Raw genomic sequence first — 25,416 nt, forward strand, 5'->3', positions numbered from 1 at the left:
GGTGCCAGCCGGCACCCGGCCTTCCCTGCGCCCTCTTGGCTTAAAGAGGGTGGAGCGACCAAGCAATGCTCGGGCGAATTGCGTCGCGAGGATGCGAAGGCGTGTCTGCAAGTCGAAATGTGTGTCGCAGGACTGTGTTGCGCTCGCATGACCACGCGGAGAAAGCATGCGTCACATCTCGCTCTCGCGCTGCGGAGCCCAATGACCGCGCTTCTGAATCGCGTCGCCGTCGGTCGCCACCTCCGGCGCCATCGCAGCCCATGCACTGGAGGCGAACTGACGTCGCCAGGTCACGATCACCACGGCTGCCGTGGTCACGAACAGCACCCAGGGGCTGACGAACCAGCCGAGATAGCCGAGTGCGAAGAAGAAGGCGCGCTGGCCGCGGTTGAAGTGGCGGCCGGCCGACTCGAACACACGCGAGGTGCGGATCACATGAGCTTCGGCCTGCGGCGTGCCGCGCTGCGAGGCCGGCGGCATGCCGCCGAACAGGATCGCGACATAGTTGAACAGGCGGTAGGCCCAGGCGAACTTGAAGAAGGCGTAGACGCAGATCAGCACCAGGCCGACGCATTTCAGCTCCCACATCGCGGGCGAGGTGCTGAGGTCGATCGGCAGCTTGCCCAAAATGGTGATGGCGTCGTTGGTGGCGTGCAGCAGCGCCAGAGCGCCGCCGAGCGCGAACAGGCTGGTCGAGGCGAAGAACGCGGTGCCGTTCTGGAGCGAGGCCATGATCTGCATGTCGACCATACGGGCCTCGCGATCGAGCAGGCGGCGGACCCAGACCTCGCGATAGCCGTTCATGCGCGCCGACAGGCTGTTGCGGCCATAGGCCGAGTGCTCGAGCGTCATGGCATAGACCAGCCATTCGATGACGAAGAAGCTGATCGCGGTGATGTCGACCCAATGCCTGCTCATGTCTGTCTCCTCGCGAGATCGCAACGATTGCCACGCATGATCCAGCCCGGCAACGATTGATTGGTGGCAGGCGTTGGCGCTAAAAGCAGCCGCATCCGGCAGACTCGGGAAGGACTGGTGACATGGCTGCGCTGAAACTCGCGATCGGCAACAAGAACTACTCGTCATGGTCGATGCGGCCCTGGCTCGCGCTCCGCGCCAACGACATCCCGTTCGCGGAGACCGTCATCCCGCTCTACACCGACAATCCCGCGGACAAGGAGCAGATCATCTCCTTCAGTCGCGCCGGCAAGGTGCCGGTGCTGGTCGATGGCGATCTCACGGTGTGGGATTCGCTCAGCATCATCGAATACATCGCCGAGCGTTATCCGGAAAAGAAGCTGTGGCCGGACGATGTCGCCGCCCGCGCCCACGCCCGTTCCGTCTGCGCCGAGATGCATTCGGGCTTCATGGCCCTGCGCAACGAATGCGGCATGAACCTGCACCGCCCCGTGGGTCCCGTGCCGTTGTCGGCGGACGCCAAGGCCAACATCGCGCGAGTGCAGGAGATCTGGCGCGAGTGCCGGACCCGGTATGGTGCCGGCGGACCTTTCCTGTTCGGCCGCTTCGGCGCGGCGGATGCGATGTATGCCCCGGTCGTGCACCGCTTCCGCACCTACGCGATCGAGGTCACGCCGGAGACCCAGGCCTACATGGACACGATGCTCGGTCTGCCGGCGTTCCAGGAATGGACCAAGGACGGGCTCGCCGAGACGCTCGTCATCGCAAAGTTCGAGACCATGTAACCCGCAATCGTGATCGGGCCTCGCTTGACGTTGAGCAAGCCGGCGGCGCTCAATCGCCCGGTGATCGGCAAGGAGAGCAGACGGCCATGGGAATCCTGGACTCGCTGGAGAACAACCCCGCGCTCCGCAGCGCGCTCGGCCAGCTCGGCGCCGCCGTGTTGCCGGCCGTGCTGAACGAGGTGCTCGGCAGCAACAATCAGGGCGGCCTCAGCGCGATCGTCGCCAAGCTCCAGCAGGCCGGCTTCGGCGAACAGGTCAAATCCTGGCTCGGCAACGGCCAGAACCTGCCGATCTCGGCCGACCAGCTCCGCGCCGTGCTCGGCAGCGACACCGTTCGCCAATTGGCTGCGCGCTACAACATCCCGGTCGACCAGCTCGGCCAGATTCTGGCCCAGGAAGTGCCCAAGGCCGTGGACCACGCCAGCCCCGACGGCCATCTGCCCCATAGCGCCTGAAGGGCCGGTTCCGGCGGTATCATCCGCTGGCCGATCACTCTGAAAAGACTGCAAAATTGGTGCCTTTGCCATGCCGCATACTGCTGGCCAAAAAGCCCGGTCGCATGCTATATGACGGGCGGGTTTCCGGCCGGCCGCCGCAGTGGGACCATGGGCGGGGCAGGCGCTGTTTGAGTGATGGAGAGGGTGTTGAAGCACAAATTCCCGATTGGAGCGCGCGTATTGTTCACGGCCAGCAACGTCGCGCGCCCCGCTGCCAGCGGCTCGTATGAGGTCATCCGTCTGCTGCCGACCGATGGCGACGACTGCCAGTATCGGATCAAGAGCTCGACCGAAGCCTTCGAACGCGTCGCCAAGGAAAGCCAGCTCGCGCTGTCCTGAAGGCCGACGCCGCCGGCATCGGCGCCTCCGGGAATTTGTGTCCTGCCGCCGTCAAAAGGCCCGCTTCACCTTCACAAGGTGGGCCGGGGCGGTTGCCGGTTCGCGGTGCTCGCTTTGACCATTCGCTCTTTGCTCGCGTGAGGGGACGTCGCGCATGAACTGGGCATGGGCCACTTCGCTGGATCAAATCTGGCGCTCGCCGGCCTTTCCGATGTGGATGACGCTGGCGGCTGCCGGCTTCTTCGGACTGATTCTCCTGATCACGCTGCTGCGCGCCGAGAGATCGGTCGCCAACGGCGCGCTGGCCGTCATTACGCTGATCGCGATTGCCACAGCCGTGGCTGCGACCGTGCGCGTCTATGGACCGGCGGGGCAGGCCATGCCGACCGAGGCGCGCGCCCAGGCCGCCGTCGCCGCGAGCCTGACGGCGCTGTCCTGTCTCGACGATCTCGCCGGCGATGCTGTGGCCATTGGGTGCGAGAAGGCGCTGTTCGGCGCGCCTGACGCGGCGGCCGCGGCCGTCGCCGCCACAGCGGCCCGCATCGACCGGCTGACCGCGCTCGGCGATGCGGCAACCGCCGACAACGGCCTGACGCTCGACACGAAGGTGCTGCGCAAGTCGCTGGAGCGTGATCGCTATGGCCTGGTCGCGCAGGTGCTGGTCGCGCGCGACGGCTGCACGCAGTTCGACTGCGCGGCCTTCCGCTCGCTGAGCGATCAGCAACAGGTCGCGGCCAACATGGATTCCCATCTCTACGACACGCTGGTCGCACGCTATGCGCCGACCTGGAATGCGCCCGCAGCGGCGCCGTCGATGCCGGCCACGGCTGCGCTTGCCGGGCTGCCGCCGTCGATGCCGACGGGCAAGCCCACCAATGCGGAGTTCCCGAGCGCCTCGTCGACGCCCCCGGTGAGCATCATGAATCCGGAGCCGCCGGCCCGCCAGGCGGCGCCGGCCGCAAACGCAGCCGCAGCGCCGGCTCCGCGCGCGCCGGCTGCGGCCGCGGCGCAGGCCGCAGTGCACGCCGCACCGGCCGCGAAGAAGCCGCCTGCACCGAAGGCTGCGCGGGCGCCGGCGGCAGCACCGGTTCCGCTCGCACCGCCGGCCGCGGCTCCCGCAGCTGCGGATAACGAGTAGATCGGCATTCCAAATGGGTGGCTGCCCGGCTAATGCTTGGGCATGCCACTACATCTGATCAAGCTCGCCGTCGGCTGCGACTCCGTCAAGGAATTGAAGGAGTGGATCGCCGAACGGATGCAGACCGCCAAGAAGAAGGGTCTGCCGCAACATCACATCCACATCACCCGCATGGTGCCCAAGCGCGACGCGGAGATTCTGTCGGGCGGGTCGCTCTATTGGGTAATCAAGGGCGAGATCGCCGCGCGCGAAAAGATCATCGGCATCGAGCCGTTCCGCGACAAGGACGGCATCGGACGCTGCCGGATCGTGATGCAGCCGAAGGTGATCCCGGTGTCGCCGCGACCGATGCGGCCGTTCCAGGGTTGGCGCTATCTCGCCGATGAATCCGTGCCGCCCGATCTCGGCAAGTCCGCCGCCGGCTCGATCGCGGCGATGCCCGAGCCGATGCGGCGCGAGCTGCGCGATCTCGGATTGCTCTAAACCGCGAGATTGTCGATCAGCCGGGTGCTACCGAGATTGGCGGCGACCAGGATCCGCAACGGGCCGTCCTTGCGCGAGGCGACCTCTGCCAGCCTCGCGGCGTGGCGCAGCTCGAAATAGTCGAGCGCGAAGCCGGCGGCCGTGATCATCCCGGCCCCGTGCGCCATCGCGGGGGCGATCGCCTCGCCGGCACGGATGCGCGCGGCGCTCTCCTTCATGGCGCGGTACAGCGTGGTCGCGGTCTGCCGCTCCTGAGGCGACAGGTAGACGTTGCGCGAGGACATCGCGAGCCCGTCGCGCTCGCGGACGGTGCGGGAGCCGATCACCTTGACGCCGAGATCGAGATCCCGCGCCATCTGCGTCACCACCCGCAATTGCTGAAAGTCCTTCTCGCCGAAGATCGCGACGTCCGGCCGGCATTGCGTGAACAGCTTGCCGACGACGGTGGCGACGCCGCCGAAGAAGTGCGGCCGAAAGCGGTCCTCGAGGCCGGCCAGCGCCGGTCCCTCCGGCACGATGCGGGTCGCAAAGCCCTCCGGATACATGGCCTCGGCGCCGGGATGCCAGACGACATCGACGTCCTCGGCCGCGAGCTTGGCGATGTCGGCCTTCCAAGTGCGCGGATAGGCGCCGAAATCCTCGGTCGGGGCGAACTGCGTCGGGTTGACGAAGATCGACACCACGACGCGGCTTGCGCGCCGCTTGGCAAGGCGCACCAGCGACACATGCCCGTCATGGAGCGCTCCCATGGTCGGCACCAGCGCGATCGTGGCCTTGCGCTTGCGAAGATTGTCGACGGCGCGTCGCAGGGCAGGGACCGTGCGGGCGATCAAGGGGCGTGGCGACATCGGGACTCGGCGGGGTTGGGATTTGGAGCGGGCGCGGCTCGTGGTCCGGCCGGCTAACCTTAACAAGCGGGCGTCATGGACGCCATGCATCCGGATGCGGCACAGCATCCCGCGCAAGCCTGCGGAGGATGTCGCGACATTGTGGGCTGGATCACAGACGCGAGGCGGCACAGCGATTCATGATGAAAAACGGCGCGCTGCGATTTGCATGACCTGTCACGCATTTCACTTGACCGCAGACGCGGCCAATTCGAAGATCATCGTCAGGGGTGTTGAGGATCGCGATGCTTGTGCAAGCTAGCCAAGGCCAGTCCGGCTCGGCGCATGTGGTCGTGCTCGGCAACGAGAAGGGCGGCTCCGGCAAGTCGACCACCGCCCTGCACATTGCGGTGGCGCTCCTGAAAGCCGGCCAGCGCGTCGCCACCATCGACCTCGACTGCCGTCAGCAGAGCTTTACCCGTTACATCGGCAACCGCTCCGCCTGGGCACGCCGCACCAAGCTCGACCTCGAACTGCCGGTGCATCGCTGCATCAAGCTCGGCGAGACCATGCAGATCGCCGAGAACGAGAATTCCGAGTTCCAGCAGTTCATGGAGGCGGTTTCTGCGGTCGAGCGCAGCTTCGACTTCATCGTGATCGATACGCCCGGTACCGACAGCTACCTGATGCGGCTCGCGCACTCGATGGCCGATACGCTGGTGACCCCGATCAACGACAGCTTCCTCGATTTCGATGTGCTCGGCACCGTCGATCCGGCGAACTACGCCGTCACGGGCGAGAGCCATTACGCCGAGATGGTGCGGGATACCCGCCGCAAGCGCCGCCAGCTCGACGGCGCGACCACCGACTGGATCGTCGTGCGCAACCGCCTGTCCATGCTCGGTTCGCGCAACAAGCAGTTGGTTGCCGAGGGCCTCAAGGACTTGTCGCTGCGACTCGGCTTCCGCTACGTCGACGGCTTCGCCGAGCGCGTCGTCTATCGCGAGTTCTTCCCGCGTGGCCTGACCGCCCTCGACGAGATCGACGAAGCCACGCTCGGCATGCGGCCCAATCTCGGCCATCTCACCGCGCGGGAGGAGGTGACGAGCCTGCTGCGTCAGCTCAAGCTGCCGCTCGACGAGCGCGGCCGCCGCCGGGCGGCGAACCGCGCCGAGTGGTTCAATCAGGTCGACAAGCCGCTCGAGGTCCACGACATCCTCGGCGCCTGAGGCGGCGGTATATCGCTACTTCCAATCGATAAAGCCGTCGCCTCCCGCCGGAACCCAGCTTGCGCTCGGTCGTTTTCACCACGCGTTTACTGCAAAATTGAACCCAATCGAGACTGGTTGCGTCGGATGGTGACCTGCACCCTCACGTAGCCGTAAGAAAGTGGGTGCCCAAGAAACGCGTGCGACGCACAATGAAAGGGCTGCCAATTCACAATATTTAGCCTTCCTGTCACGCGGCTGTGACATATATTAGGGAATAGGCGACCAGGGGCCGAAGAGCTCCGGAAGAAACACGATTTTCAACAGGGATCAGGCCGCAAAAGAGCCTGAGGCTGAGGACGAAAATGAAGCGTGGAATTGCCGTTCTGGTTTCCGTCGGTGCCCTCTGTGGCGTCGCCTATTTCACCGCGAGCAAGTGGGCGATCAAGCACGAGACCATCACCTTCTACGACGCTTCGCGCGACAACCGTCCGGTGCCCGTCGACATCGCGATCCGCCGCGACAAGGAAATGCAGGCCAATGCCGGCATGATCACGTTGCCCGTTGCCGTGATCAATCACGGCAATACCGTCAAGAACACCGAGTACGGTTTCCTCGCCAACATCTTCGCCGCGCGCGGCTACATGGTCGTCAGCCCGCAGCATGATTTGCCGACCGATCCTCCGATGGTGACCAAACCGGGCGAGCTCTATGTCGGCCGCCTGCCGCAGATTCTGCGCGGCGTCGCCAACATCCATCTCGCCATGCAGGAGATGAAGAAGGTTCAGCCCAACGCCGACTACGCCAAGGTGACGATGGTCGGCCACTCCATGGGCGGCGACATCACGATGTATTTCGCCAAGCAGTATCCGGATGAGGTCAAGAAGGTCGTCACGCTCGACAATCTGCGTGTGCCCTTCGTCACCGCCGGCAAGTTCAAGATCCTGTCGTTCCGTTCGCAGGATCCGCAGTTTAAGACCGATGCGGGCGTGATCCCGACCGAGGAGGAGTGCGAAAAGGCCGGAATCCAGGTCGTCAAAACCGAATTCCAGCACAACGACATGCGCGACACCGGTCCGGATGTGGCCAAGAACTCGATTCAGGGCATGCTCGACAAATTCCTGAGCGCGACCGACAGCGACGTGGCGCCGGTCAACACGCAGGCTTCCCCGCCCAAGATTCTCGAGCCTGGTCCGGTCGCTCTGATGGCGCCCGCCAAGAGCTGACAGCCTCCTCGCTGACAGCCTACTCGCTGACATCGCCCTCATCGTCAGCAGCGATTTCAAAGCCCCTGCCGGCCTCCGCTGGCGGGGGCTTTGCTCATTGACCGGGCTGCACGCGCTGACCACATTAGCCGCTCACGCAGGGTCAAGAGATGTCGGGCGAACCCATCAAACCGCGCGGCCGCGATGCCGTCTCGGCGCAATCTGGCGGCGCAGTGCCGCAGGCGGGGACGGCGACCTCGGAGGACATCGCGGCCTTCGTCGCCAAGGCGCGTGCGCTGTCGCCGCACGCTCCCGGTGCGAAAGGCCGGCTGATCTTCGCGCTGGATGCGACGATGAGCCGGCAGCCGACCTGGGACATGGCGTGCGCGCTGCAGGCCGACATGTTCCGCGAAACCGCCGCGCTCGGCAGCCTCGACATCCGGCTCGTCTACTATCGCGGCTTCAACGAGTGTCGCGCCACGGCATGGATCTCCGACAGCGCCAGGCTTGCGGCGCTGATGAGCAAGATCGATTGCCGCGGCGGCGATACCCAGATCGGCAAGGTGCTGAGCGAGGCGCGGCGCGAGGCGGTCGCGTCCGGCGTGCGTGCCGTTGTCTTCGTCGGCGACGCCATGGAGGAGAAGGTCGACGAACTCTGCGCCAAGGCCGGCGAGCTAGGCATGCTCAAGGTGCCCGTGTTCATGTTTCAGGAAGGCCATGACGCCGTGGCCGAGCAGGCCTTTCGCGAGATCGCCCGGCTTACCGGCGGGGCGTGGTGCCGGTTCGATCCGGGCGCGGCGGCGCAATTGCGCGAGCTGTTGCGCGCAGCCGCGGCCTATGCCGCCGGCGGCCGCGAGGCGCTGTTGCAATTGGCCAAAACCGCGAACGGCGCGGCGAAGCTGATCGAGCAGCTCAAGTGAGGCGGGTTTGCCTGGCGGGATGCAACGGCATGCTTTTTCGGCGTGACGCGACTATATTCCGGCCATGACCCTGATCGCCGGCGTTGTCGCAATTATCACGCTTTATCTGCTGCTCCAGATGTTCCGTTCCGCGAATCCGGCGGTGCTGGCGCGCACCATCAAGTTCGGCGGCGGCGTCGTCGCGCTGGCGGTCGCAGCCTTCACGGGCCTGCGGGGCGAACTGGCGGTGGCGATCCCGCTCGGCATATTCGGCGCCGGGCTGCTCGGCTGGACGCCGCTGGCGAACGCCGGCTTCGGCAATATCGGCGGGCTGTTCGGCGGCGGCGCGACGCGCCCGTCCGGACAGGCCTCGCGTGTGCGCTCGCAATTCCTGGACATGCGGCTCGACCACGATTCTGGCCGACTCGCGGGCCAGATCGTCGCCGGGCCTCACGCTGGGCGCGATCTCGACGAGTTCGATCTTGCAGGCCTGCTGGCAATGGTCCCGGCGTTCGATGCCGAGAGCGTGGCCCTACTTGAAAGCTATCTGGACCGCCGGTTTCCCGCTTGGCGTCAGAACGCGCAGGGCGACGCGGCAGGGGGGCAGCGTCGCACGGTTGCGACCGGCAAAATGACGACGGAGGAAGCCTACCAGATCCTTGGCTTGCAGCCGGGGGCGGGACGTGACGACATCAGCCGGGCTCACAAGTCCCTGATGAAGAAACTCCATCCCGACCAGGGGGGCTCGACGTATCTCGCTGCCCGTGTAAACGAGGCCAAGGATACTCTGCTTCGTACGCATAACGGCTAACTCCGGCACCACGCTACAAACGCCAGTCCCGCGTGAGTCCCGCTTGCTCTGTTTGCCGTCGCCCCGATGCCCGCCATTGCCGGCGTGGTCGATCCCTTGAGTAAAGTTTTAACCGTAAATCCTTGACGAGAGGTTGTCGTGGAACGGCCTTGTCATCACCGGACCCCGAAAATCAAAATGCCCGCGCAAGGCGCGGGCATCTTGATCGCAGCGGTGCGAAAGATCAGTTGCGAACGGTGATGCAGGAGATGTCGGCGCGCTTCAGGGCGCGGCAGACGGCTTCGGCCTGGTCGCGCTCGAGCCCGGCGAAGCGGGCGCGGTAGAGCTTGCGATTGTCTTTGGCGACGACCGGCTCGGTGAACGGATCGGCTTTGCTGAGCAGGCCGCGGGCCGAGCTGCGCGCAGCGTCTATGCGCTGCTGGGCTTCGTTCTCGCTCTCGAGTGCGCCGACCTGGACGATCCAGCCGCTGTGGGTGACGACGGGCCTGGTGGTGGAGCTCATCTGGATCGGCTGCGGCGCCGGGTCGGCTGAAGCGAGCCTCGGGGCCGCCGGGGCGGCGGCCGCGGTTGCGGCCGGCAGCACACCGAGGATGCCGTTGCCGGTGCCGAAGCCCGCCGGCTGCCGCGGCAGCTCGGTCCGGGCCATCTCGGCCCTCGGCGCTTCCGGATGGCTGACGATCTCGGGCCTGTTGATGAGGTCTGCCCGCGCGACCACGGCGCCGGAGGTTTCCGCGACGTCGGAGCGGGACGCAATCGTGCTCGTAACCTGCGGTGCGACCTGAGTTGGGGCAGCGGAGGCGACCCTCACGGCGCCGGCCTTGACCTGAACCGTCTTGACCCGGACCGGCTTCATCGGCTCGGACGAGCCGGGGATGATGGAGAGCGGCTGGCTCGAGATCACGCCATTGGTGAGCGGCGCCGGCTCGATTTTGGATTCAGTCGGCCGAACTTCGGGCTTGTTGATTTCAGGCCTGGGCTGAGCCGGTGGCACCGCGGCAGTCGCAGCTGCGAGCGTCGACAGGCGCGCGGCGAGACGTGACGGGGCTGCTTCAGGAGCAGGGGCCGCTGCGGCCTGGGCCTGCGGGGCGGGGCGCGCCGGAGTATCCGACGCGTCGGCGACCTCGGTGCTGGCGTCGGAGCCGTTGCGCTCGGTAACCGCGGCAACGGTGTGAGTGGTCGCGCCCTTGTCGAGGTTCTCCGCGAGCAGGTTGCGCATGATGGCGTCGCGCGAGCCGCCGCTGCGGCCGCCCAGCACCACGCCGATCAGGTGTCGGTTGCCGCGGCGCATCGAGGTCACAAGGTTGAAGCCGGAGGCGCGGGTGTAGCCGGTCTTGATGCCGTCCACGCCCTCGACGCTGCCGAGCAGGTGATTGTGATTGCGGATCGACTGTCCGTGCCAGTTGAACGTCGAGGTCGCGAAATAGCGATAGTAACGCGGGAAGCGCTCCTGGATGGCGCGGCCGAGCGTGGCCTGGTCGCGCGCGGTCGTGACCTGCTCGTCGTTGGGAAGGCCGTTGGCGTTGCGGTAGACCGTCTTGGACATGCCGAGCGAACGCGCCTTGCGCGTCATCATGGTGGCGAAGTCGTCCTCGTCGCCGGCGATGGCTTCCGCGATCACCACGGCGGCGTCGTTGGCGGAGCGGGTGACGAGACCCTTGATCGCGTCCTCGACGCGGATGGTCTGGCCGGCGCGCAGGTTCAGCTTGGTCGGATCCTGATCGGCGGCGTGTTGGGACACCGGCATCTCGGTGTCGAGCTTCATCTTGCCGGACTCGAGGCGCTCGAACAGCAGATAGAGCGTCATGATCTTGGTGAGCGACGCCGGATGGCGGATCCCGTCGGGGCTCGTCGCCTGGAGCACGGAGCCGGAATTGCCGTCGACGATGATCGACGCGAATTTCGGGCTGGAACTCTCGGATATATCGCGCTGTACCCGGTGATGCGCGTAATGACGCCGGTGGCGCCGCGCCTCGGCAGCATCGGTGGTGAAGATGACCGCGGTGGTGACCGTAAGAAGCCCGAAAACGCCAACCCGCGCCAAGCGCGAGGAAGACAAGTTTTTACGAAGCATGAAACCCCGTCCCCGTTTCTGACTTGATCACCGGCCCGTGAGGCGAAATTGTGCCCAATGGACCCGGGATCATTACCTGCTCAGGCTGTCCGTCCGCTGGTGTTCGCCGCGGGAGACGTTGAACCTGAGCCGCTGTTCTGGCTAAGGTGATGTTCTTAAACGGCTTTTGGCCGCTTGCGGAAGTTGAACACGTCCAGGGAATCAAAGTAGGGGGCCGCGGTTTCCAAATGCTTAAGGAACCATTGCGGGAAACCCCGGGAATCTCAGCGATTTGCATGTTAATTTTGTGCGACGCACAAGATTCTTGACTTTTTTGTGCGTTGCACTAATTGTGGGCAGAGTCAGGGAGCCGGGGCTTCCCGACAAAGTCAGGGAAAAGGATTCCAAGATGTTCAAGGTTGAAGACTTTCAGAACTACGGGAAAGAGCACTTCGAGCAGTACGTTGCCTCCGCGACCTCGGTGCAGCACGGCCTCCAGGCGATCGCCAGCGCCTATGGCGACTACACCAAGAAGTCGTTCGAAGACACCAAGTCCTTCGTCGAGAAGCTTTCCGGCGTGAAGTCGCTGGACAAGGCCATGGAAGCGCAGACTGATTTCGCCCGTTCCGCTTACGAGACCTTCGTTGCGGAATCGCAGAAGATCGCCGGCCTCTACAGCGACCTCGCCAAGCAGGCATTCAAGCCGGTCGAGACCATCGTGTCGAAGTTCACTCCGGCCAACTAACGTTCTCTGGAAGTCCTGGAATCGAAAAGCCCGGCTGATGCCGGGCTTTTTTTCTTGGTCGCAGGGGATTCGCTTCGGCGCGCCACGCAGCTTCGACAACGGCGTACCGAGGTCCTCGAATTGAATTCGGCGGTGTTCGCACCGTAGAAATCCGGAGGCATCCTGCGCGAGATCGTGCCAGCCGCGACGGCGGCCGGTTCCTGATCAAACGCCTTCAAAGCGGGCGGGGCGGAAGGTTTTGTCAAATCGGTCCGGATTGATTAACCTCGGTGAGGATCGCCCGAACCGGGAATCGGGGCCGCTGCGGCCGTCGGCCGAGCCGTCGCACGCTTGCGGCGAGCCGGGGGCGGGCCCATATTCGGTGAAGCCAATCCGGCTCGAACCGGACCGGCTGGAAGCGGCGATCCGACAGGGCGGCGCGCCTGTGCGAAGCTCCGAAGGCTGGGGCTGCGCAGTGTACTGCCATACGCTTCCGTGGGGAATTTGAACGCCTGAGCCATGCCGCAATTGTCTTCCAGACCAGACCTGTCCGCGGCCTCCGCGGCCCACGCTCCCCGGATGAGCAACGACGAGAACCGTTCCGGCGGTCCTGCCGCGCCAAATACGTCCGTCATCACCAAGGTCAAACCGAAGACCAAGCGGCCGAACCTGTATCGTGTGCTGATCCTGAACGACGATTACACGCCGATGGAATTCGTCGTCCACGTGCTGGAGAAATTCTTCCAGAAGGACGCCGAGGCCGCCACCAAGATCATGCTGCACGTCCACCATCACGGGATCGGTGAGTGCGGTGTGTTCACCTACGAGATCGCCGAGACCAAGGTGACGCAGGTGATGGATTTCGCCCGCAAGCACCAGCATCCGCTACAATGCGTGATGGAAAAGAAGTAAGGCCTCTCACGGCGAGTTCGAAGCCGCCTCTTGTGCATGTCGCAATGTGATCGCCGCGTGATGTCTGCGCGCGATGTTCGTCGCCGCCGGAAAAGCCTTGGAATTCTGCACGGGCCCCGATCGCGCCCAAATGGGAACGGGTCTTGCATCGTAACCGGCGCAGGTGCGCATCCGCCTGAGTCGCGGAACCGGTCTTTCGCGGCGATATTGTATACCTATATGTGACAAAGGTTGTTGTTGCCTGACCGGGCGATGGCGATCATGATGGTGGGGGCCATAGAGGACGCGAATGCCGACTTTTTCTCAAAGCCTTGAACAATCCCTGCATCGTGCACTGGCGATCGCAAACGAGCGTCATCACCAATACGCGACGCTCGAGCATCTCTTGCTCTCCTTGATCGACGACTCCGATGCAGCCGCGGTCATGCGCGCCTGTAGCGTCGATCTCGACAAGCTCCGTACGAGCCTCGTCAATTATCTTGAGACCGAATTCGAGAACCTGGTGACGGACGGCGCCGACGACGCCAAGCCGACCGCCGGTTTCCAGCGCGTGATTCAGCGCGCGGTGATCCACGTGCAGTCGTCCGGCCGCGAGGAGGTGACTGGCGCCAACGTGCTGATCGCGATCTTCGCCGAGCGCGAAAGCCACGCCGCGTATTTCCTGCAGGAGCAGGACATGACGCGCTACGACGCGGTCAACTACATCAGCCATGGTATCGCCAAGCGGCCCGGTGTGTCCGAGGCGCGGCCGGTACGCGGCGTCGACGAGGAGACCGAGACCAAAGGCAGCGAGGACGCAAAGAAGAAGGGCGAGGCGCTCGAGACCTATTGCGTCAACCTCAACAAGAAGGCGCGCGACGGCAAGATCGATCCGGTGATCGGACGCAATTCCGAGATCAACCGCGCGATACAGGTGCTGTGCCGCCGGCAGAAGAACAATCCGCTGTTCGTGGGCGAGGCCGGCGTCGGCAAGACCGCGATCGCCGAAGGCCTCGCCAAGCGCATCGTCGACAGCGAGGTGCCGGAGGTGCTGGCGGCTGCCACCGTGTTCTCGCTCGACATGGGCACGCTGCTCGCCGGCACGCGCTATCGCGGCGACTTCGAGGAGCGCCTCAAGCAGGTGCTGAAGGAGCTCGAGGCGCATCCCAACGCCATCCTGTTCATCGACGAGATCCACACCGTGATCGGTGCGGGCGCGACGTCGGGCGGGGCGATGGATGCCTCGAACCTGCTGAAGCCGGCACTCGCCTCGGGCACCATCCGCTGCATGGGCTCGACCACCTACAAGGAATACCGGCAGCACTTCGAGAAGGACCGCGCGCTGGTGCGGCGCTTCCAGAAGATCGACATCAACGAGCCGACGGTCGAGGACGCGATCGCGATCCTCAAGGGTCTCAAGCCGTATTTCGAGGATTACCACCGGCTGAAATACACCAATGAGGCGATCGAGGCCGCGGTGCAGCTCTCCTCGCGCTACATCCACGACCGCAAGCTGCCGGACAAGGCGATCGACGTGATCGACGAATCCGGTGCGGCGCAGATGCTGGTCGCCGAGAACAAGCGCAAGAAGACCATCGGCATCAAGGAGATCGAGACCACGATCGCCTCGATGGCGCGGATTCCGCCGAAGAGCGTGTCGAAGGACGACGCCGAGGTGCTCAAGCATCTCGAGCAGACCCTGAAGCGCACCGTGTTCGGTCAGGACAAGGCGATCGAGTCGCTCGCCGCCTCGATCAAGCTCGCACGCGCGGGCTTGCGCGAGCCGGAGAAGCCGATCGGCTGCTACCTGTTCTCCGGTCCCACCGGCGTCGGCAAGACCGAGGTTGCCAAGCAGCTTGCGGCCTCCCTCGGCGTCGAGCTCCTGCGCTTCGACATGTCCGAATACATGGAGCGGCACACCGTCTCGCGCCTGATCGGCGCGCCTCCCGGCTATGTCGGTTTCGACCAGGGCGGTCTGCTCACCGACGGCGTCGACCAGCATCCGCATTGCGTGGTGCTGCTCGATGAAATCGAGAAGGCGCATCCCGACCTCTACAACGTGCTGCTCCAGATCATGGACCACGGCCGGCTCACCGACCACAACGGCAAGCAGGTCAACTTCCGCAACGTGATCCTGATCATGACTACGAACGCTGGCGCGGCGGATCTCGCCAAGCAGGCGTTCGGCTTCACGCGCTCGAAGCGGGAAGGCGACGACCACGAGGCGATCAACCGGCAGTTCGCGCCGGAATTCCGCAATCGCCTCGATGCCATCGTCTCGTTCGGCCATCTCAGCGTCGAGGTGATCGGCACGGTGGTCGAGAAGTTCGTGCTTCAACTCGAGGCGCAGCTTGGCGATCGCGACGTCACCATCGAGCTGTCCGAGCCCGCCAAGGTCTGGCTGGTCCAGCATGGTTACGACGAGCAGATGGGCGCACGTCCCATGGCCCGCGTGATCCAGGAGCACATCAAGAAGCCGCTGGCCGACGAAGTGCTGTTCGGCAAGCTCAAGGGCGGCGGCCACGTTCGCGTCGTTCTCGTCAAGGACGAGGCCGACGAGACCAAGGAGAAGATCGGCTTCGAGTTCCTCGACGGCCCGGTCACGCCGAAGCAGGAGAAGCTCCCCGGCGCCCGCAAGCGTCCGCCGGGCAAGTCCAAGCCGGGCGGCCCCGGCGGCTCGAAGGGGCCGACCTCCAAGGGCCCGCTGGTCAAGGTCTGATCCGCGCGCAATGAATCAAAAGGCCGGCTGAAAAGCCGGCCTTTTTGCTTGTCGCAGCAGTGAGTGATTCTAAGTGCCGGTGTCGGGCGCGGGTGCCGCTGGCGGCCGCGGCTTCTTCGGCGCAGGCGGCCGCGTGCGGGCAGGAACCGACGGCTGCATCGTCACGATGACCGGATTCGGCTTGTGATCGGTTGCGGCGCCCGTTGCGGCATCGACCCCCATGCCGACGACACCGCCCAGCAGGAGATTGCCGGCAAAGCCGGCGGCCCCGCCGCCCTGAATGTCTCGGCTGAGCGGCACGATCTGCGGTTCATAGCCTTCCTTCTGGAAGGTGATGGAGATGTCGGCGTTCCGCTTGACGACCACGGCGCAGGGCGTCGTGCAGGTGGTCGGAACCTCCAGTCCGCTGACCACGGCTTCCACGCCCGAAGGTGTCGATGAGATGCTGATGTTTTCAGTCGTGCCGCGAGTCACAGACGCGCAGCCGCCCAGCATGACGCTGAGCGCCACAATTCCAAATGATCGCATGAAATGCCCCTTGTCCCATCGCCAATGAAGCGCAACCAAAGCGCGAGCGCAATCATTCTTGGGTGGCATGGTAAAACTACGGGTTGTCGCCGGCCGGGCGGTGACGCGCTATTCGCCGCGCAGGCGCTGGTCGTCCTGCACGCGGACGTGCTCCGCGCCGCGCGCGCCCGCGGGCGACAGCCGCAGCATGCTCAGCGCCGCGCCGCAGAGCGCGAAGCCGACGGCGGTGAGCAGCGCCATCCGCGTTCCCTCCAGCGGATAACGGCCGAGGAACAGCGCCACCAGCGCCGCACCCGTGGTCTGGCCGAGCAGTCGCGCCGTGCCCAGCATGCCGCTCGCGCCGCCGGCGCGCTCACGCGGGGCGGCGGCGATCATGGTGCGGTTGTTGGGGGTCTGGAACAGGCCGAAGCCGGCACCGGCCAGCGCCATCCGCCAGATCACGTCGAGCGGCGTCGGCGCCGCTGGCAGGAAGGCGAGCGCGCCAAGCCCGCAGGCGAAAAGCGTGAGCCCGATGCCGCCGAGCAGGCCGGCCGGATAATGCTCGACCAGGCGGCCGGCGAGGGGCGCTGCGAACGCCACCGCGATCGGCCATGGCGTGATCAACAGGCCCATATGCACCGCCGAATAGCCGAAGCGGCTCTGCAGGTAGAAGGGAATCGCGACGAAGGCCAGCATCTGCCCGCAGAACGAGGCGATCGAGGTCGCAATCGACAGTGCGAACACCGGGATGCGCAAGAGGTCGACCGGCAGCAGCGGCGACTTCATGTGGGTTTCGCGGTAGATCAGCAGCGCGCCGGCGACGAGAGCGATGGCGAACTGCACGAGGCAGGTGGCGGCGGCCTCGCCGTGCCCGACGCTGTCGACCGCGGCGATGCCGACGCCGAAGGTGATGGCGGACAGCCCCGCGCTTTGCCAGTCGAAGGAACGGCTCGCGGGCGTGGTGTGCGGCAGGCAGCGCAGGCCCAGCACCAGCGTCACCGCACCGAGCGGCACGTTGATGGCGAACAACCAGGGCCAGCTTCCGACCGCGAGGATGCCGGCGGCGAGCGTCGGGCCGATCGCGGCCGAGAAGGCGACGACGAGCGCGTTAAGCCCGATGCCGCGGCCGAGCTGGCTGCGCGGATAGGTGAAGCGCACCAGGGCCGAGTTGACGCTCATGATGCCGGCCGCGCCAAAGCCCTGGATGATGCGGGCGATCGTCAGCAGCGGCAGCGTATGCGCCAGCGCGCAAAATGCCGATGCCAGCGTGAACAGTGCAAGCCCGACCAGATAGACACGGCGATAGCCGACGATCTCGCCGAGCGAGGCGAGCGGCAAGAGCGAGATCGTGATCGCGAGCTGGTAGCCGTTGACGATCCAGATCGAGATAGCTGGGCTCGCGTCGAGGTCGGCCGCGATCGTCGGCAGCGCGACGTTGGCGATGGCGCTGTCGACGACGGCCATGATGATGCCGAGCGCAATGGTCAGCACCGCTCGGTTCCGCTGCGGCTGCGGCAGGCCGTCGGCATGCTCGATCGTAGTTGACGACATGGCAAACGTGTTCGGTTGAGGCGCGGTTGCTCGTCCGCAACTTGGTCCGACCCGGGATGGTTCCAGCCAAAGCCGACGGCTATTTCGGCTTCTGCGGCTCCTGAATCGCTCTGAGATAGTTTACCACGGCCTCGGCGTCGTCGCGGCCGAATCGAAACGTCGGCATGAAGCGGTGGATGCTGCTGTAGCCGTCCTGAAGGCGCTGCATGAAATCGGGATCGTAGAGCTTGTTCTCGCCGAGGCGGCGAAACGGCGGCGCCACCTTGTTTGGGCTCGTGCCGGTCCTGCCGACCGCGTGGCACTGCGAGCACATCCGCTGCAACAGTGCTTCAGCGTGCCGCTGCTCAATGTTCTCGAAGTTCTTGGCTTGACCATCGGCGCTCCATAGCACGCCAACGGCCAGCAGAACCGGCGTGAACCTCTTCATCGAGCATTCCCCGTCATTCCCAGCGCAAGTCTGCCTTGCCCCAGACGTAGAATGCGACCAAGGCGATCGTTACTGCTATCGAGAAGATCAGGATGCGGCGATCCCAATCGATCCTCTCGTTCTCACCCCTTCTGAGAGTGAGAGCCGTGAACAGGGCCTTCATGGCAAATCGGCGCATCGGGAGCCTCGCGACGGCCGCAGGATGCCACGCCCGACGCAAGCGGGCTTGACGCAGCTCAAGGGCGGGCGCGCCTTACACCGGCGGCGGATTGCGGTCGGAGAAAGTCCCCCGCTGGTGCCAGTAGGGGTAGGGCAGCGTCACCTTGCTGGCGACATCGAGCTTGGCGATCTGATCCTTGGTCAGCGACCAGCCGATCGCGCCGAGGTTTTCGCGCAGCTGTGTCTCGTTGCGCGCGCCGATGATCAGCGTCGAGACGGTCGGACGCTGGAGCAGCCAGTTCAGCGCGATCTGCGAGACACTCTTGCCCGTCTCCTTCGCGATCTCGTCGATCGCATCGACGACGCGGTAGACATGCTCGTCCGGCACCGGCGGGCCGAAGTCGGCGGTCTTGGGCAGGCGGCTCACCTCGGGCTTCGGCTGGCCCCGGCGGATTTTTCCGGTGAGGCGGCCCCATCCGAGCGGCGACCAGACCACCGCCCCCAACCCCTGGTCGAGGCCGAGCGGCATCAGCTCCCATTCATAGTCGCGCCCGATCAATGAATAGTAGGTCTGGTTGGCAACGTAGCGCGGAAAACCGTGCTTGTCGGCGACTGAGAGCGACTTCATCAGGTGCCAGCCCGAAAAATTCGAGACGCCGACATAGCGGATCTTGCCGGCGCGCACGAGCACGTCGAGGGTCGCGAGCACCTCTTCAGGCGGGGTGAAGGCGTCGAAGCCGTGAAGCTGGAACAGGTCGATGTAATCGGTGCCGAGCCGGGCGAGCGAAGCATCGATGGCCGCGAGCAGATGCTGCCGTGACGATCCGATGTCGTTGGGGCCGTCGCCGAAGCGGAAGGTTGCCTTGGTCGAGACCAAAATCTTGTCGCGGCGGCCCTTTATGGCCTCGCCGAGAACACGCTCGGACTCGCCGAGCGAATAGACGTCGGCGGTGTCGAACATCGACACGCCGGCCTCGAGGCAGATATCGAGAAGGCGGCGCGCTTCGGTCGCGTCGGTCGTCCCCCACGCAGCAAGGCGGCCCACGCCGCCGAAAGTGCCTGTTCCCAAGCTCAAGGCGGGCACCATGAGGCCTGAGCGGCCCAAGCGTCGGTATTCCATCGATATGCTCCTCGGCTGGCCGCTGATTGATCCCTGCAGCCTTGGTCCTCGATGGTAGTGCAAGCACGCGCCGTGTCCTACGCCGCGCTCACATACCGGCCTTGCTTGGAAACGGCCTAGTCATGCAGGCGCATGTCCTCGACGACTGCGTCGGTCAGGCGCGCGCTGATCGTCGTCGCCGAAAGCTGAGCGACGCCTCTTGTTGCAGACGAGGGAAGGCAGACGGCCTCGCCGTCACGCGCCTGCCGCGGCAGGAGCGTCAGGCCCCAGCCCAGCACGACCAGCACCCTCCGATCCGCCTGTCGTGACATGAGTCCTCATGTGCGCCAGCCTGATGCCGGCGGGACGATCTGACAATCTGGATTGCCGAGCATCGCCTTCGCCCGAGGCGAAGGCTCGGACCGATGCCTGTCTTGATATCAATGCCGCAATTGACTCTGCCGGAAGTCGCGCGGGGACATCCCGAAATGCTCGCGGAAGACCCGGCCGAAATGCGAGAGGTCGTTGAAGCCCCAGGCGAAGGCGATCTCGCTGATGTGGCGGTGGGCGAGCACGGGGGTGGCGAGGTCGCGCCTGCATTGAGCAAGACGCTCACCGAGGACATAGCGCTGGAACGAGGTGTCCTCGTCGGCGAGGAGATCGTTCACGTAGCGGGAGGACATGCCGAGCGCCACTGCGGTATCGGACAGCGAGAGGTCGGGATCGGCAAGGTGAGCCCGGATATGCGCCTTCAGCCGGTAGAGCAGGGCGGAGCGATGCGTCGAGGACGGCAGCGGCGTCCTGCCCAGCCGTTCGCCCAGTGCCATGGCGAGGACATCGACGGCCTGTTCCGACAGAGCGGCGGCGTGGAGCGGATCGATCTGATCCGCGCTCTGGCACAGCCGGGCGATGAAGTCGTAGGCGATCCTCTGCAGCGGCGAATCTGGTCCGAAAGAGCTGGCGGTAAGGGCTTCGGTCGCGCCGAGCCGGCGCTGCAGCATCTCGCGCGGCACCTTGAAGATGGTCTGCGAAAATGTGCCGTTGAACTTCAGCTCATAGGGCCGGGTCGTGTCGTAGAGCGCGAACTCGCCGGGGTGGATCACGGTCTCGCGGCCGTCCTGCACCACGCCGCCGTCACCGCGATTGCCGAGCGCGACCAGCACGAAATCCTGATCCGAGCGCGCGATGCGCGAGGGCGTGCGAAATACATGCTGACGGTCCGAGCAGACCTCCGAGCATACAGCCTTGCCGAGCGGAGCCTGCGTGACCGAGCCGCGAAAGGCGCTGCCGAGGTCGGACTTGCAGTCCAGCCCGACGAAGACGTCGCAGACGATATCCTGCCAGAGCGCAAGCCGCCGGTGGCCGGGGCTGTCGTCCGTGGTGAACTGGATTGGCATCTGGAGAGCCTCCCTTTCACATCCCGCAAAATCGCGTGTTGGCGCAGCTCCGACCCAACCGGAGGCAAATCCCGTACCGGGCCGCGATCCCGTCCGGTCGAGTTTTCGTTCCGCGGCGGTCGAGCGCCCGGCCGCCGGGCTTGGCCAAATAGACTGCATCGGACGTGGCTTCCGATCAACCGGCAATGGAGGCGGCAATGGGCATCGAACATCCGAAATACAAGGTCGCAGTGGTGCAGGCGGCGCCCGCCTGGCTCGATCTCGACGCCTCGATCGACAAGTCGATCGCCCTGATCAGGGACGCCGCCGAGAAGGGCGCCAAGCTGATCGCCTTTCCGGAAGCGTTCATCCCCGGTTACCCCTGGCACATCTGGATGGATTCGCCGGCCTGGGCGATCGGCCGCGGCTTCGTGCAGCGCTATTTCGACAATTCGCTCTCCTACGACAGTCCGCAGGCCGAGCGGCTGCGCGATGCCGTGCGCAAGGCGAAGCTTACCGCCGTGATCGGCCTTTCCGAACGCGATGGCGGCAGCCTTTACCTGGCGCAATGGCTGATCGGGCCGGACGGCGAGACCATCGCAAAGCGCCGCAAGCTGCGGCCGACCCATGCCGAGCGCACCGTCTATGGCGAGGGTGACGGCAGCGATCTTGCCGTGCATGCGCGGCCCGACATCGGTCGCATCGGCGCGCTCTGCTGCTGGGAGCACCTCCAGCCGCTGTCGAAATACGCGATGTATGCGCAAAACGAGCAGGTGCATGTCGCGGCCTGGCCGAGCTTCTCGCTCTACGATCCCTTCGCGCCGGCGCTCGGCGCTGAGGTCAACAACGCCGCTTCGCGTGTCTACGCGGTGGAAGGCTCCTGCTTCGTGCTCGCGCCTTGCGCGACAGTCTCGCAAGCGATGATCGACGAACTCTGTGATCGGCCGGACAAGCACGCGCTGCTGCATGCCGGTGGCGGCTTTGCTGCGATCTACGGCCCCGACGGCAGCCAGATCGGCGACAAGCTCGCGCCGGACCAGGAAGGGCTGTTGATCGCCGAGATCGATCTCGGCGCCATCGGCGTCGCCAAGAACGCCGCCGATCCTGCCGGGCATTATTCCCGGCCCGACGTGACGCGGCTGCTGCTCAACAAGAAGCGGTACCAGCGCGTCGAGCAGTTCGCGCTGCCGGTCGACACCGTCGAGCCCGCGGACATCGGCGCAGCGGCGAGCTGAGAGGGTTGATCATGGAATCCGCAATTCCCCTGCATCTCGAGACTCAGCGCTCGCGCCACAAGCGGGTGCCGGACGATTATCAGCCGCCATACCCGTCGTTCGTGGCGCGCTACAAGCCCGCGGTCAGTCGTGTCGTCATGGCCTATTTCGGCGTGCAGTATCGCGGCGCCGCACCGGCGGCGGCGATGGAGGCGCTCGCTGAAATCGGCGGCCGGTTCGCCGGCGAGTGCGGTCCCTCGCATTGGGACCGCGCGCAATATCTCGACCACACCGGCCATGAGAACGTCGTCTCGGTGGCCTATTGGGACGACATCGCGCGTTTCGACGCCTGGTTCGAACCGGGGCGTGAGGCCTGGACCGCAAGGCAGCGCGAGGGCGTCGGCACCTTCATCGAGGTGCTGCGTCCCGCACTGGCGCGGCACGAGACGCTGTTCTCCTCGCTCGGCCGGCCCGAAGGCGTGGCAGTCATCGCCGACGGCATGAGCGGCGAGGTGCAGGAGCACGCCTATTGGGGCGGCATGCGTGACCGCATCCCGCTGTCGCAAACCGATGCGCTGGCGCCCGGCGGTGCTCCGGAGCTGGTCCGCGATGGCGCGCGGCTGCGGGTGAAGGCTCACGACAATCTCTGCCTGATCCGCTCCGGGCAGGACTGGAGTGACACCGAGGCCTCCGAGCGAAAGCTCTATCTCGACGACGTCGAGCCGGTGCTGCGCGAGGGCATGGATTTTCTGAGCGACGACGGGCTCGGCATCGGCTGCTATGCCAACCGCTACATGCGCGTGCTCGCGGCCGAGGGCAGCGCGAGCGAAAAATCCTACGGCCAGAGCTGGTGGAAGAGTCTCGCCGCCCTGGAACGCTGGGCAGAGTCGCATCCGACCCATGTCAGGATCTTCGGCGCGGCGATGAAGTACCTCTCGACGCTCGGACCCTCGGCAAAGCTGAGGCTCTATCACGAGGTCACGGTGGCGGCCGCGGACGAGCAGTTCTTCGAATATCTGAACTGTCACCCGAAGACCGGCATGCTGGCGGCGGTCGAAACGGTCGGCGCCTAGGCCACGCAATGGCCGAGCAGCTCGGGATGCGCGGCGCAGATGTGATGCGCGCCGGCGTCCCTCAGCTCGGCCTCGCTGCCATAGCCGTAGAGCACGCCGATCGCGGTCATGCCGTTGGTGCGAGCACCGACCACGTCATGGCTGCGGTCGCCGATCATGATCGCCTGTTTCGGGTCGACCTCCGCCTCGTCGAGCGCGTAGCGCAGCAGGTCGCGCTTGTCGACGCGCGTCCCATCGAGCTCGGAGCCGAACACGCGCTCGAAATAGGGCTTCAGGCCAAAATGATCGACGATGCGGGTGGCGTAGACCGCGGGCTTGCTGGTGGCCACGAACATGCGCGGCGTTGTCGCGGCCAGCGTTGCCAGAGTATCCGTGATGCCGGCATAGGCCTCGTTCTCGAACAGGCCGACATCGCTGAAGCGCTCGCGATAGAGCAGCAGCGCGCGGTCGGCGAGTTCCTCGCTGCCGGTGAGCTTTTGCAGGCTGGCATGCAGGGGCGGACCTATGCACCAGGTCAGCTCGTCCTCGTCCGGCACCGCGAGGTTCAGGCGCTCCAGGGCGTACTGGATCGAGCGGGTGATCCCGGGCTTGGGATTGGTCAACGTGCCGTCGAGATCGAAATAGATCGTAACCATGTTGCCGTGCCTGTGTTGATACCGCCGTCCGTTGTTTGACCTAAACGAGGCCACGGGCCAAGGCAACGCGCCAAGACAAGACGCAACAGCTCTCACGCCGAAATCCGCCCTACTGAGGTCGCTTACCGTTTAACGCTCGCTATTGGCGTGAGGGAAGCGTAGACTCGCGCCATCACCGCCCTTCCCATGGCATCCACCGGTGACTGAGGGTCACGAGCGCTCCCGCCGACTGAGCAGGAGCATGCATGTCTCAATTTCGTCTAGCCGAATGGATCGTGCCGCCGGTGGTCGTTCCATTGTTTCTCCTGCTTCTGGTCGCCGCTGCGGCTGTCCTGCATGGATAGGAAAGGCGCCCGTGTGAGTGCGATTCTTGTCGCATTGACGCTCGGCACATTGTCGCAAGGCGCCGCCGCGGCAGGACCGGAATGCCGCGTGATCGAAAGCACGAGCGGCCGTCTCGCCTGCTACGACGCCGCGTTTCCTCCGAAGGAGAAAACGCCCGTTGCTGCGGAGAACGAGACGTCCCGCGCCGCTTACAAGGACCCGTTCGTTGCGGAAGAGGCCAGAACCGCAGCGAAGCTGAAGAACATCTGCCGCGGCTGTTGAGGGGGGCTCATTCGCCGCGTTTTGCAGCCGGCCAAAGGAAGTTCCCCGTGGTCAGCGAAACAACTTATGTCGTGCAAGCCTTCAACCCCGGCAAGGGCGCAAATTTGAAGCCGGGATCTCCGATCGTCTGCAAGTCGGAAAGCGGCGCGCTGTGAACGGCCGAGAGACTGGCATTGATCAAACTCGCCGTCGTTGCGTTCTCGTCGAGCGGCGATCCCGAAATGGGCGACTATGACGACGAGCCCAAGATATTATTCCGGAAGGGCGAGCTGCCGGCGTCCTTCGACTGAGTTCGGGCTTGGGATCGAAACGAAATTTTCAGGAGAGGCTGGATGAGCGAGCGACTTGAAACACTGAAGAAGGCCCGCGATCGCATGATCGAGGACAGGGACGCGCATGCGAAAGTGCTGGCCGCTCCCTTTGTGCGCGACACGGCCGAGCGAGCGCGCAACAAGTTCGTGGAGATCCAGGCGCTGATCGATGCGCTCGACCGCGCCATTCGCGGCGAAAGCCCGGTTCCAATCAAAAACTAGACCGGCAAGCGACAACACTGGCGGAGCGTTCATCGCCGATGGCCGCTGCCGCTCCCTCATTATTGTCTCGCCCATTCGACGATCGCGGTTGTCTCCGCTCCTGCCTGGGTTTCGCGTAGGCTCGCAAATTCAGTCTCGGTAGATCGCTGTCGCCTTCAAGCGCTTGGTCGGACCACAGCCCCGTGGCCGGCCAGATGGTCAGATAGAGCAGTTTCAGGCCGCGAGCTGCCAGTGCCTTCTCGTAGAGCGGGCGCGCCTGCACATTGGTGGCGCGGGCGAGATCCACCGATTGGACCAGGAAGGGCAGGGTGGACAATCCGAGCACCGGATCGAGCCTCGAAAGCGCCCCCGCGAAGGCATCGCCTCCGGCGATCCGACGGTCGATCGTGGCGCGCGGCATCTCGCCAGAATTGATCTTGAGGGCGTTTTCGTAGGCGTTCGCGACGGTCACAAAACCGTGCGTCCTTTCGGAGACGCGGCTGGCGAAGGTCGCGAGCCCGATCTCGGAGATGTTATTCTCGGGGTATTCCGTGGTCATCTGCCAGGAGACCTGTGCCAGACCTGCGCCAGACCTGCGCCATGGCCGGCGCGGCGGTCAGGAGGAGTGCGGTGAGGGCCAGGATCGCCCGGATCCGTTTGGCGAGGGAGCGCATTGGGAAAGGCAGGTCAGGCAGCATATTGGCAACTCATCGAACCATGGCAGGATGCCACAATCTGGCGGATCATCTTGTTGCACGCCGCA

At 65.1% G+C, this 25,416-nt stretch carries 27 protein-coding genes; 16 read left to right on the forward strand and 11 right to left on the reverse strand.

Annotation, left to right across the window (positions count from 1 at the left end):
• Positions 1–171: 171 nt before the first annotated feature.
• A complete protein-coding gene (locus tag OC450_RS32025) occupies positions 172–918 on the reverse strand; it encodes a DUF599 domain-containing protein (RefSeq protein WP_262049345.1) in 747 nt (248 codons plus the stop codon).
• A 122-nt stretch (positions 919–1,040) separates the two neighbouring features.
• Between OC450_RS32025 and OC450_RS32030 the strand changes: the two genes are divergently transcribed.
• The 5 genes from OC450_RS32030 (at position 1,041) to OC450_RS32050 (ending at position 4,160) form a co-directional block, all read left to right on the forward strand.
• Positions 1,041–1,703 (forward strand): glutathione S-transferase family protein, encoded by a 663-nt coding sequence (locus tag OC450_RS32030; RefSeq protein WP_211385822.1) that lies wholly within the window; start codon positions 1,041–1,043, stop codon positions 1,701–1,703.
• Between the two features lie 86 nt (positions 1,704–1,789).
• Positions 1,790–2,158 carry a YidB family protein gene (locus OC450_RS32035; RefSeq protein WP_211385823.1) on the forward strand — a complete coding sequence of 123 codons (369 nt, stop codon included), beginning with the start codon at positions 1,790–1,792 and terminating at the stop codon, positions 2,156–2,158.
• A gap of 177 nt (positions 2,159–2,335) precedes the next feature.
• Positions 2,336–2,539: a hypothetical protein gene (locus OC450_RS32040; RefSeq protein ID WP_007611353.1), complete on the forward strand. Its 204-nt coding sequence runs from the start codon at positions 2,336–2,338 to the stop codon at positions 2,537–2,539.
• A 154-nt stretch (positions 2,540–2,693) separates the two neighbouring features.
• On the forward strand, positions 2,694–3,677 hold the full coding sequence (locus tag OC450_RS32045; protein ID WP_262049346.1) for a hypothetical protein: 984 nt from the start codon (positions 2,694–2,696) through the stop codon (positions 3,675–3,677).
• Positions 3,678–3,719: 42 nt separating this feature from the next.
• Positions 3,720–4,160 (forward strand): DUF1489 family protein, encoded by a 441-nt coding sequence (locus tag OC450_RS32050; RefSeq protein ID WP_211385825.1) that lies wholly within the window; start codon positions 3,720–3,722, stop codon positions 4,158–4,160.
• On the opposite strand, the gene panC is transcribed toward OC450_RS32050, so the two are convergent.
• The gene (gene panC, locus OC450_RS32055; protein WP_262049347.1) at positions 4,157–5,008 is read right to left on the reverse strand and encodes a pantoate--beta-alanine ligase; all 852 of its coding nucleotides are present in this window, start codon (positions 5,006–5,008) and stop codon (positions 4,157–4,159) included. The genes OC450_RS32050 and panC overlap by 4 nt on opposite strands.
• A 284-nt stretch (positions 5,009–5,292) precedes the next feature.
• Here panC and OC450_RS32060 point away from each other — a divergent pair, with 284 nt between their 5' ends.
• The 4 genes from OC450_RS32060 to OC450_RS32075 all read left to right on the forward strand — a co-directional run bounded on the left by OC450_RS32060 (position 5,293) and on the right by OC450_RS32075 (position 9,110).
• The gene (locus OC450_RS32060; protein ID WP_211385827.1) at positions 5,293–6,216 is read left to right on the forward strand and encodes a division plane positioning ATPase MipZ; all 924 of its coding nucleotides are present in this window, start codon (positions 5,293–5,295) and stop codon (positions 6,214–6,216) included.
• A gap of 344 nt (positions 6,217–6,560) precedes the next feature.
• Positions 6,561–7,421: an alpha/beta fold hydrolase gene (locus tag OC450_RS32065; protein WP_211385828.1), complete on the forward strand. Its 861-nt coding sequence runs from the start codon at positions 6,561–6,563 to the stop codon at positions 7,419–7,421.
• A gap of 149 nt (positions 7,422–7,570) precedes the next feature.
• A complete protein-coding gene (locus OC450_RS32070; RefSeq protein WP_256807086.1) occupies positions 7,571–8,320 on the forward strand; it encodes a VWA domain-containing protein in 750 nt (249 codons plus the stop codon).
• Positions 8,321–8,384: 64 nt separating this feature from the next.
• Positions 8,385–9,110, forward strand: coding sequence for a DnaJ domain-containing protein (locus OC450_RS32075; protein ID WP_211385830.1), 726 nt, complete (start codon positions 8,385–8,387; stop codon positions 9,108–9,110).
• Positions 9,111–9,333: 223 nt separating this feature from the next.
• Here OC450_RS32075 and OC450_RS32080 read toward each other — a convergent pair whose 3' ends face one another.
• Positions 9,334–11,181 carry a D-alanyl-D-alanine carboxypeptidase gene (locus OC450_RS32080; RefSeq protein ID WP_262049348.1) on the reverse strand — a complete coding sequence of 616 codons (1,848 nt, stop codon included), beginning with the start codon at positions 11,179–11,181 and terminating at the stop codon, positions 9,334–9,336.
• Between the two features lie 388 nt (positions 11,182–11,569).
• Here OC450_RS32080 and OC450_RS32085 point away from each other — a divergent pair, with 388 nt between their 5' ends.
• From OC450_RS32085 to clpA, 3 genes are all read left to right on the forward strand, one after another.
• Entirely contained in the window at positions 11,570–11,905 is a 336-nt protein-coding gene (locus OC450_RS32085) for a phasin family protein (protein WP_211385832.1), read from the forward strand.
• Between the two features lie 558 nt (positions 11,906–12,463).
• On the forward strand, positions 12,464–12,796 hold the full coding sequence (gene clpS / locus OC450_RS32090) for an ATP-dependent Clp protease adapter ClpS (protein ID WP_211385833.1): 333 nt from the start codon (positions 12,464–12,466) through the stop codon (positions 12,794–12,796).
• A 289-nt stretch (positions 12,797–13,085) separates the two neighbouring features.
• Positions 13,086–15,494: an ATP-dependent Clp protease ATP-binding subunit ClpA gene (gene clpA / locus OC450_RS32095; protein WP_211385834.1), complete on the forward strand. Its 2,409-nt coding sequence runs from the start codon at positions 13,086–13,088 to the stop codon at positions 15,492–15,494.
• A 69-nt stretch (positions 15,495–15,563) separates the two neighbouring features.
• Here the strand turns inward: clpA and OC450_RS32100 are convergent, their stop codons facing one another.
• The 6 genes from OC450_RS32100 to OC450_RS32125 form a co-directional block, all read right to left on the reverse strand.
• A complete protein-coding gene (locus OC450_RS32100) occupies positions 15,564–16,022 on the reverse strand; it encodes a translation initiation factor 2 (protein ID WP_256807088.1) in 459 nt (152 codons plus the stop codon).
• A 108-nt stretch (positions 16,023–16,130) separates the two neighbouring features.
• Positions 16,131–17,552, reverse strand: coding sequence for an MFS transporter (locus OC450_RS32105; protein WP_256807089.1), 1,422 nt, complete (start codon positions 17,550–17,552; stop codon positions 16,131–16,133).
• 79 nt (positions 17,553–17,631) lie between these two features.
• Complete coding sequence (locus OC450_RS32110) at positions 17,632–17,979, reverse strand: c-type cytochrome (RefSeq protein WP_211385837.1); 348 nt, start codon at positions 17,977–17,979, stop codon at positions 17,632–17,634.
• A gap of 253 nt (positions 17,980–18,232) precedes the next feature.
• Positions 18,233–19,258, reverse strand: coding sequence for an aldo/keto reductase (locus tag OC450_RS32115; RefSeq protein WP_211385838.1), 1,026 nt, complete (start codon positions 19,256–19,258; stop codon positions 18,233–18,235).
• Positions 19,259–19,374: 116 nt separating this feature from the next.
• Entirely contained in the window at positions 19,375–19,569 is a 195-nt protein-coding gene (locus tag OC450_RS32120) for a hypothetical protein (protein WP_249129394.1), read from the reverse strand.
• A gap of 108 nt (positions 19,570–19,677) precedes the next feature.
• The gene (locus OC450_RS32125; protein ID WP_211385839.1) at positions 19,678–20,634 is read right to left on the reverse strand and encodes a helix-turn-helix domain-containing protein; all 957 of its coding nucleotides are present in this window, start codon (positions 20,632–20,634) and stop codon (positions 19,678–19,680) included.
• Positions 20,635–20,831: 197 nt separating this feature from the next.
• On the opposite strand from OC450_RS32125, the gene OC450_RS32130 reads away from it, so the two are divergent.
• The gene (locus OC450_RS32130) at positions 20,832–21,848 is read left to right on the forward strand and encodes a carbon-nitrogen hydrolase family protein (RefSeq protein WP_211385840.1); all 1,017 of its coding nucleotides are present in this window, start codon (positions 20,832–20,834) and stop codon (positions 21,846–21,848) included.
• A gap of 11 nt (positions 21,849–21,859) precedes the next feature.
• Entirely contained in the window at positions 21,860–22,900 is a 1,041-nt protein-coding gene (locus OC450_RS32135) for a phenylacetaldoxime dehydratase family protein (protein ID WP_211385841.1), read from the forward strand.
• Here the strand turns inward: OC450_RS32135 and OC450_RS32140 are convergent.
• Positions 22,897–23,535: an HAD family hydrolase gene (locus tag OC450_RS32140; RefSeq protein ID WP_256807090.1), complete on the reverse strand. Its 639-nt coding sequence runs from the start codon at positions 23,533–23,535 to the stop codon at positions 22,897–22,899. The genes OC450_RS32135 and OC450_RS32140 overlap by 4 nt on opposite strands.
• A 357-nt stretch (positions 23,536–23,892) precedes the next feature.
• Here OC450_RS32140 and OC450_RS32145 point away from each other — a divergent pair, with 357 nt between their 5' ends.
• Positions 23,893–24,141, forward strand: coding sequence for a type VI secretion protein (locus OC450_RS32145; protein ID WP_262049349.1), 249 nt, complete (start codon positions 23,893–23,895; stop codon positions 24,139–24,141).
• A 332-nt stretch (positions 24,142–24,473) separates the two neighbouring features.
• Positions 24,474–24,674: a hypothetical protein gene (locus OC450_RS32150; RefSeq protein WP_256807092.1), complete on the forward strand. Its 201-nt coding sequence runs from the start codon at positions 24,474–24,476 to the stop codon at positions 24,672–24,674.
• Here OC450_RS32150 and OC450_RS32155 read toward each other — a convergent pair.
• Positions 24,664–25,212: a hypothetical protein gene (locus OC450_RS32155; protein ID WP_262049350.1), complete on the reverse strand. Its 549-nt coding sequence runs from the start codon at positions 25,210–25,212 to the stop codon at positions 24,664–24,666. The genes OC450_RS32150 and OC450_RS32155 overlap by 11 nt on opposite strands.
• Positions 25,213–25,416: the final 204 nt, after the last annotated feature.

Source organism: Bradyrhizobium sp. Bra78, from assembly GCF_024519855.1.
Taxonomy (GTDB): Bacteria; Pseudomonadota; Alphaproteobacteria; order Rhizobiales; family Xanthobacteraceae; genus Bradyrhizobium; species Bradyrhizobium japonicum_G.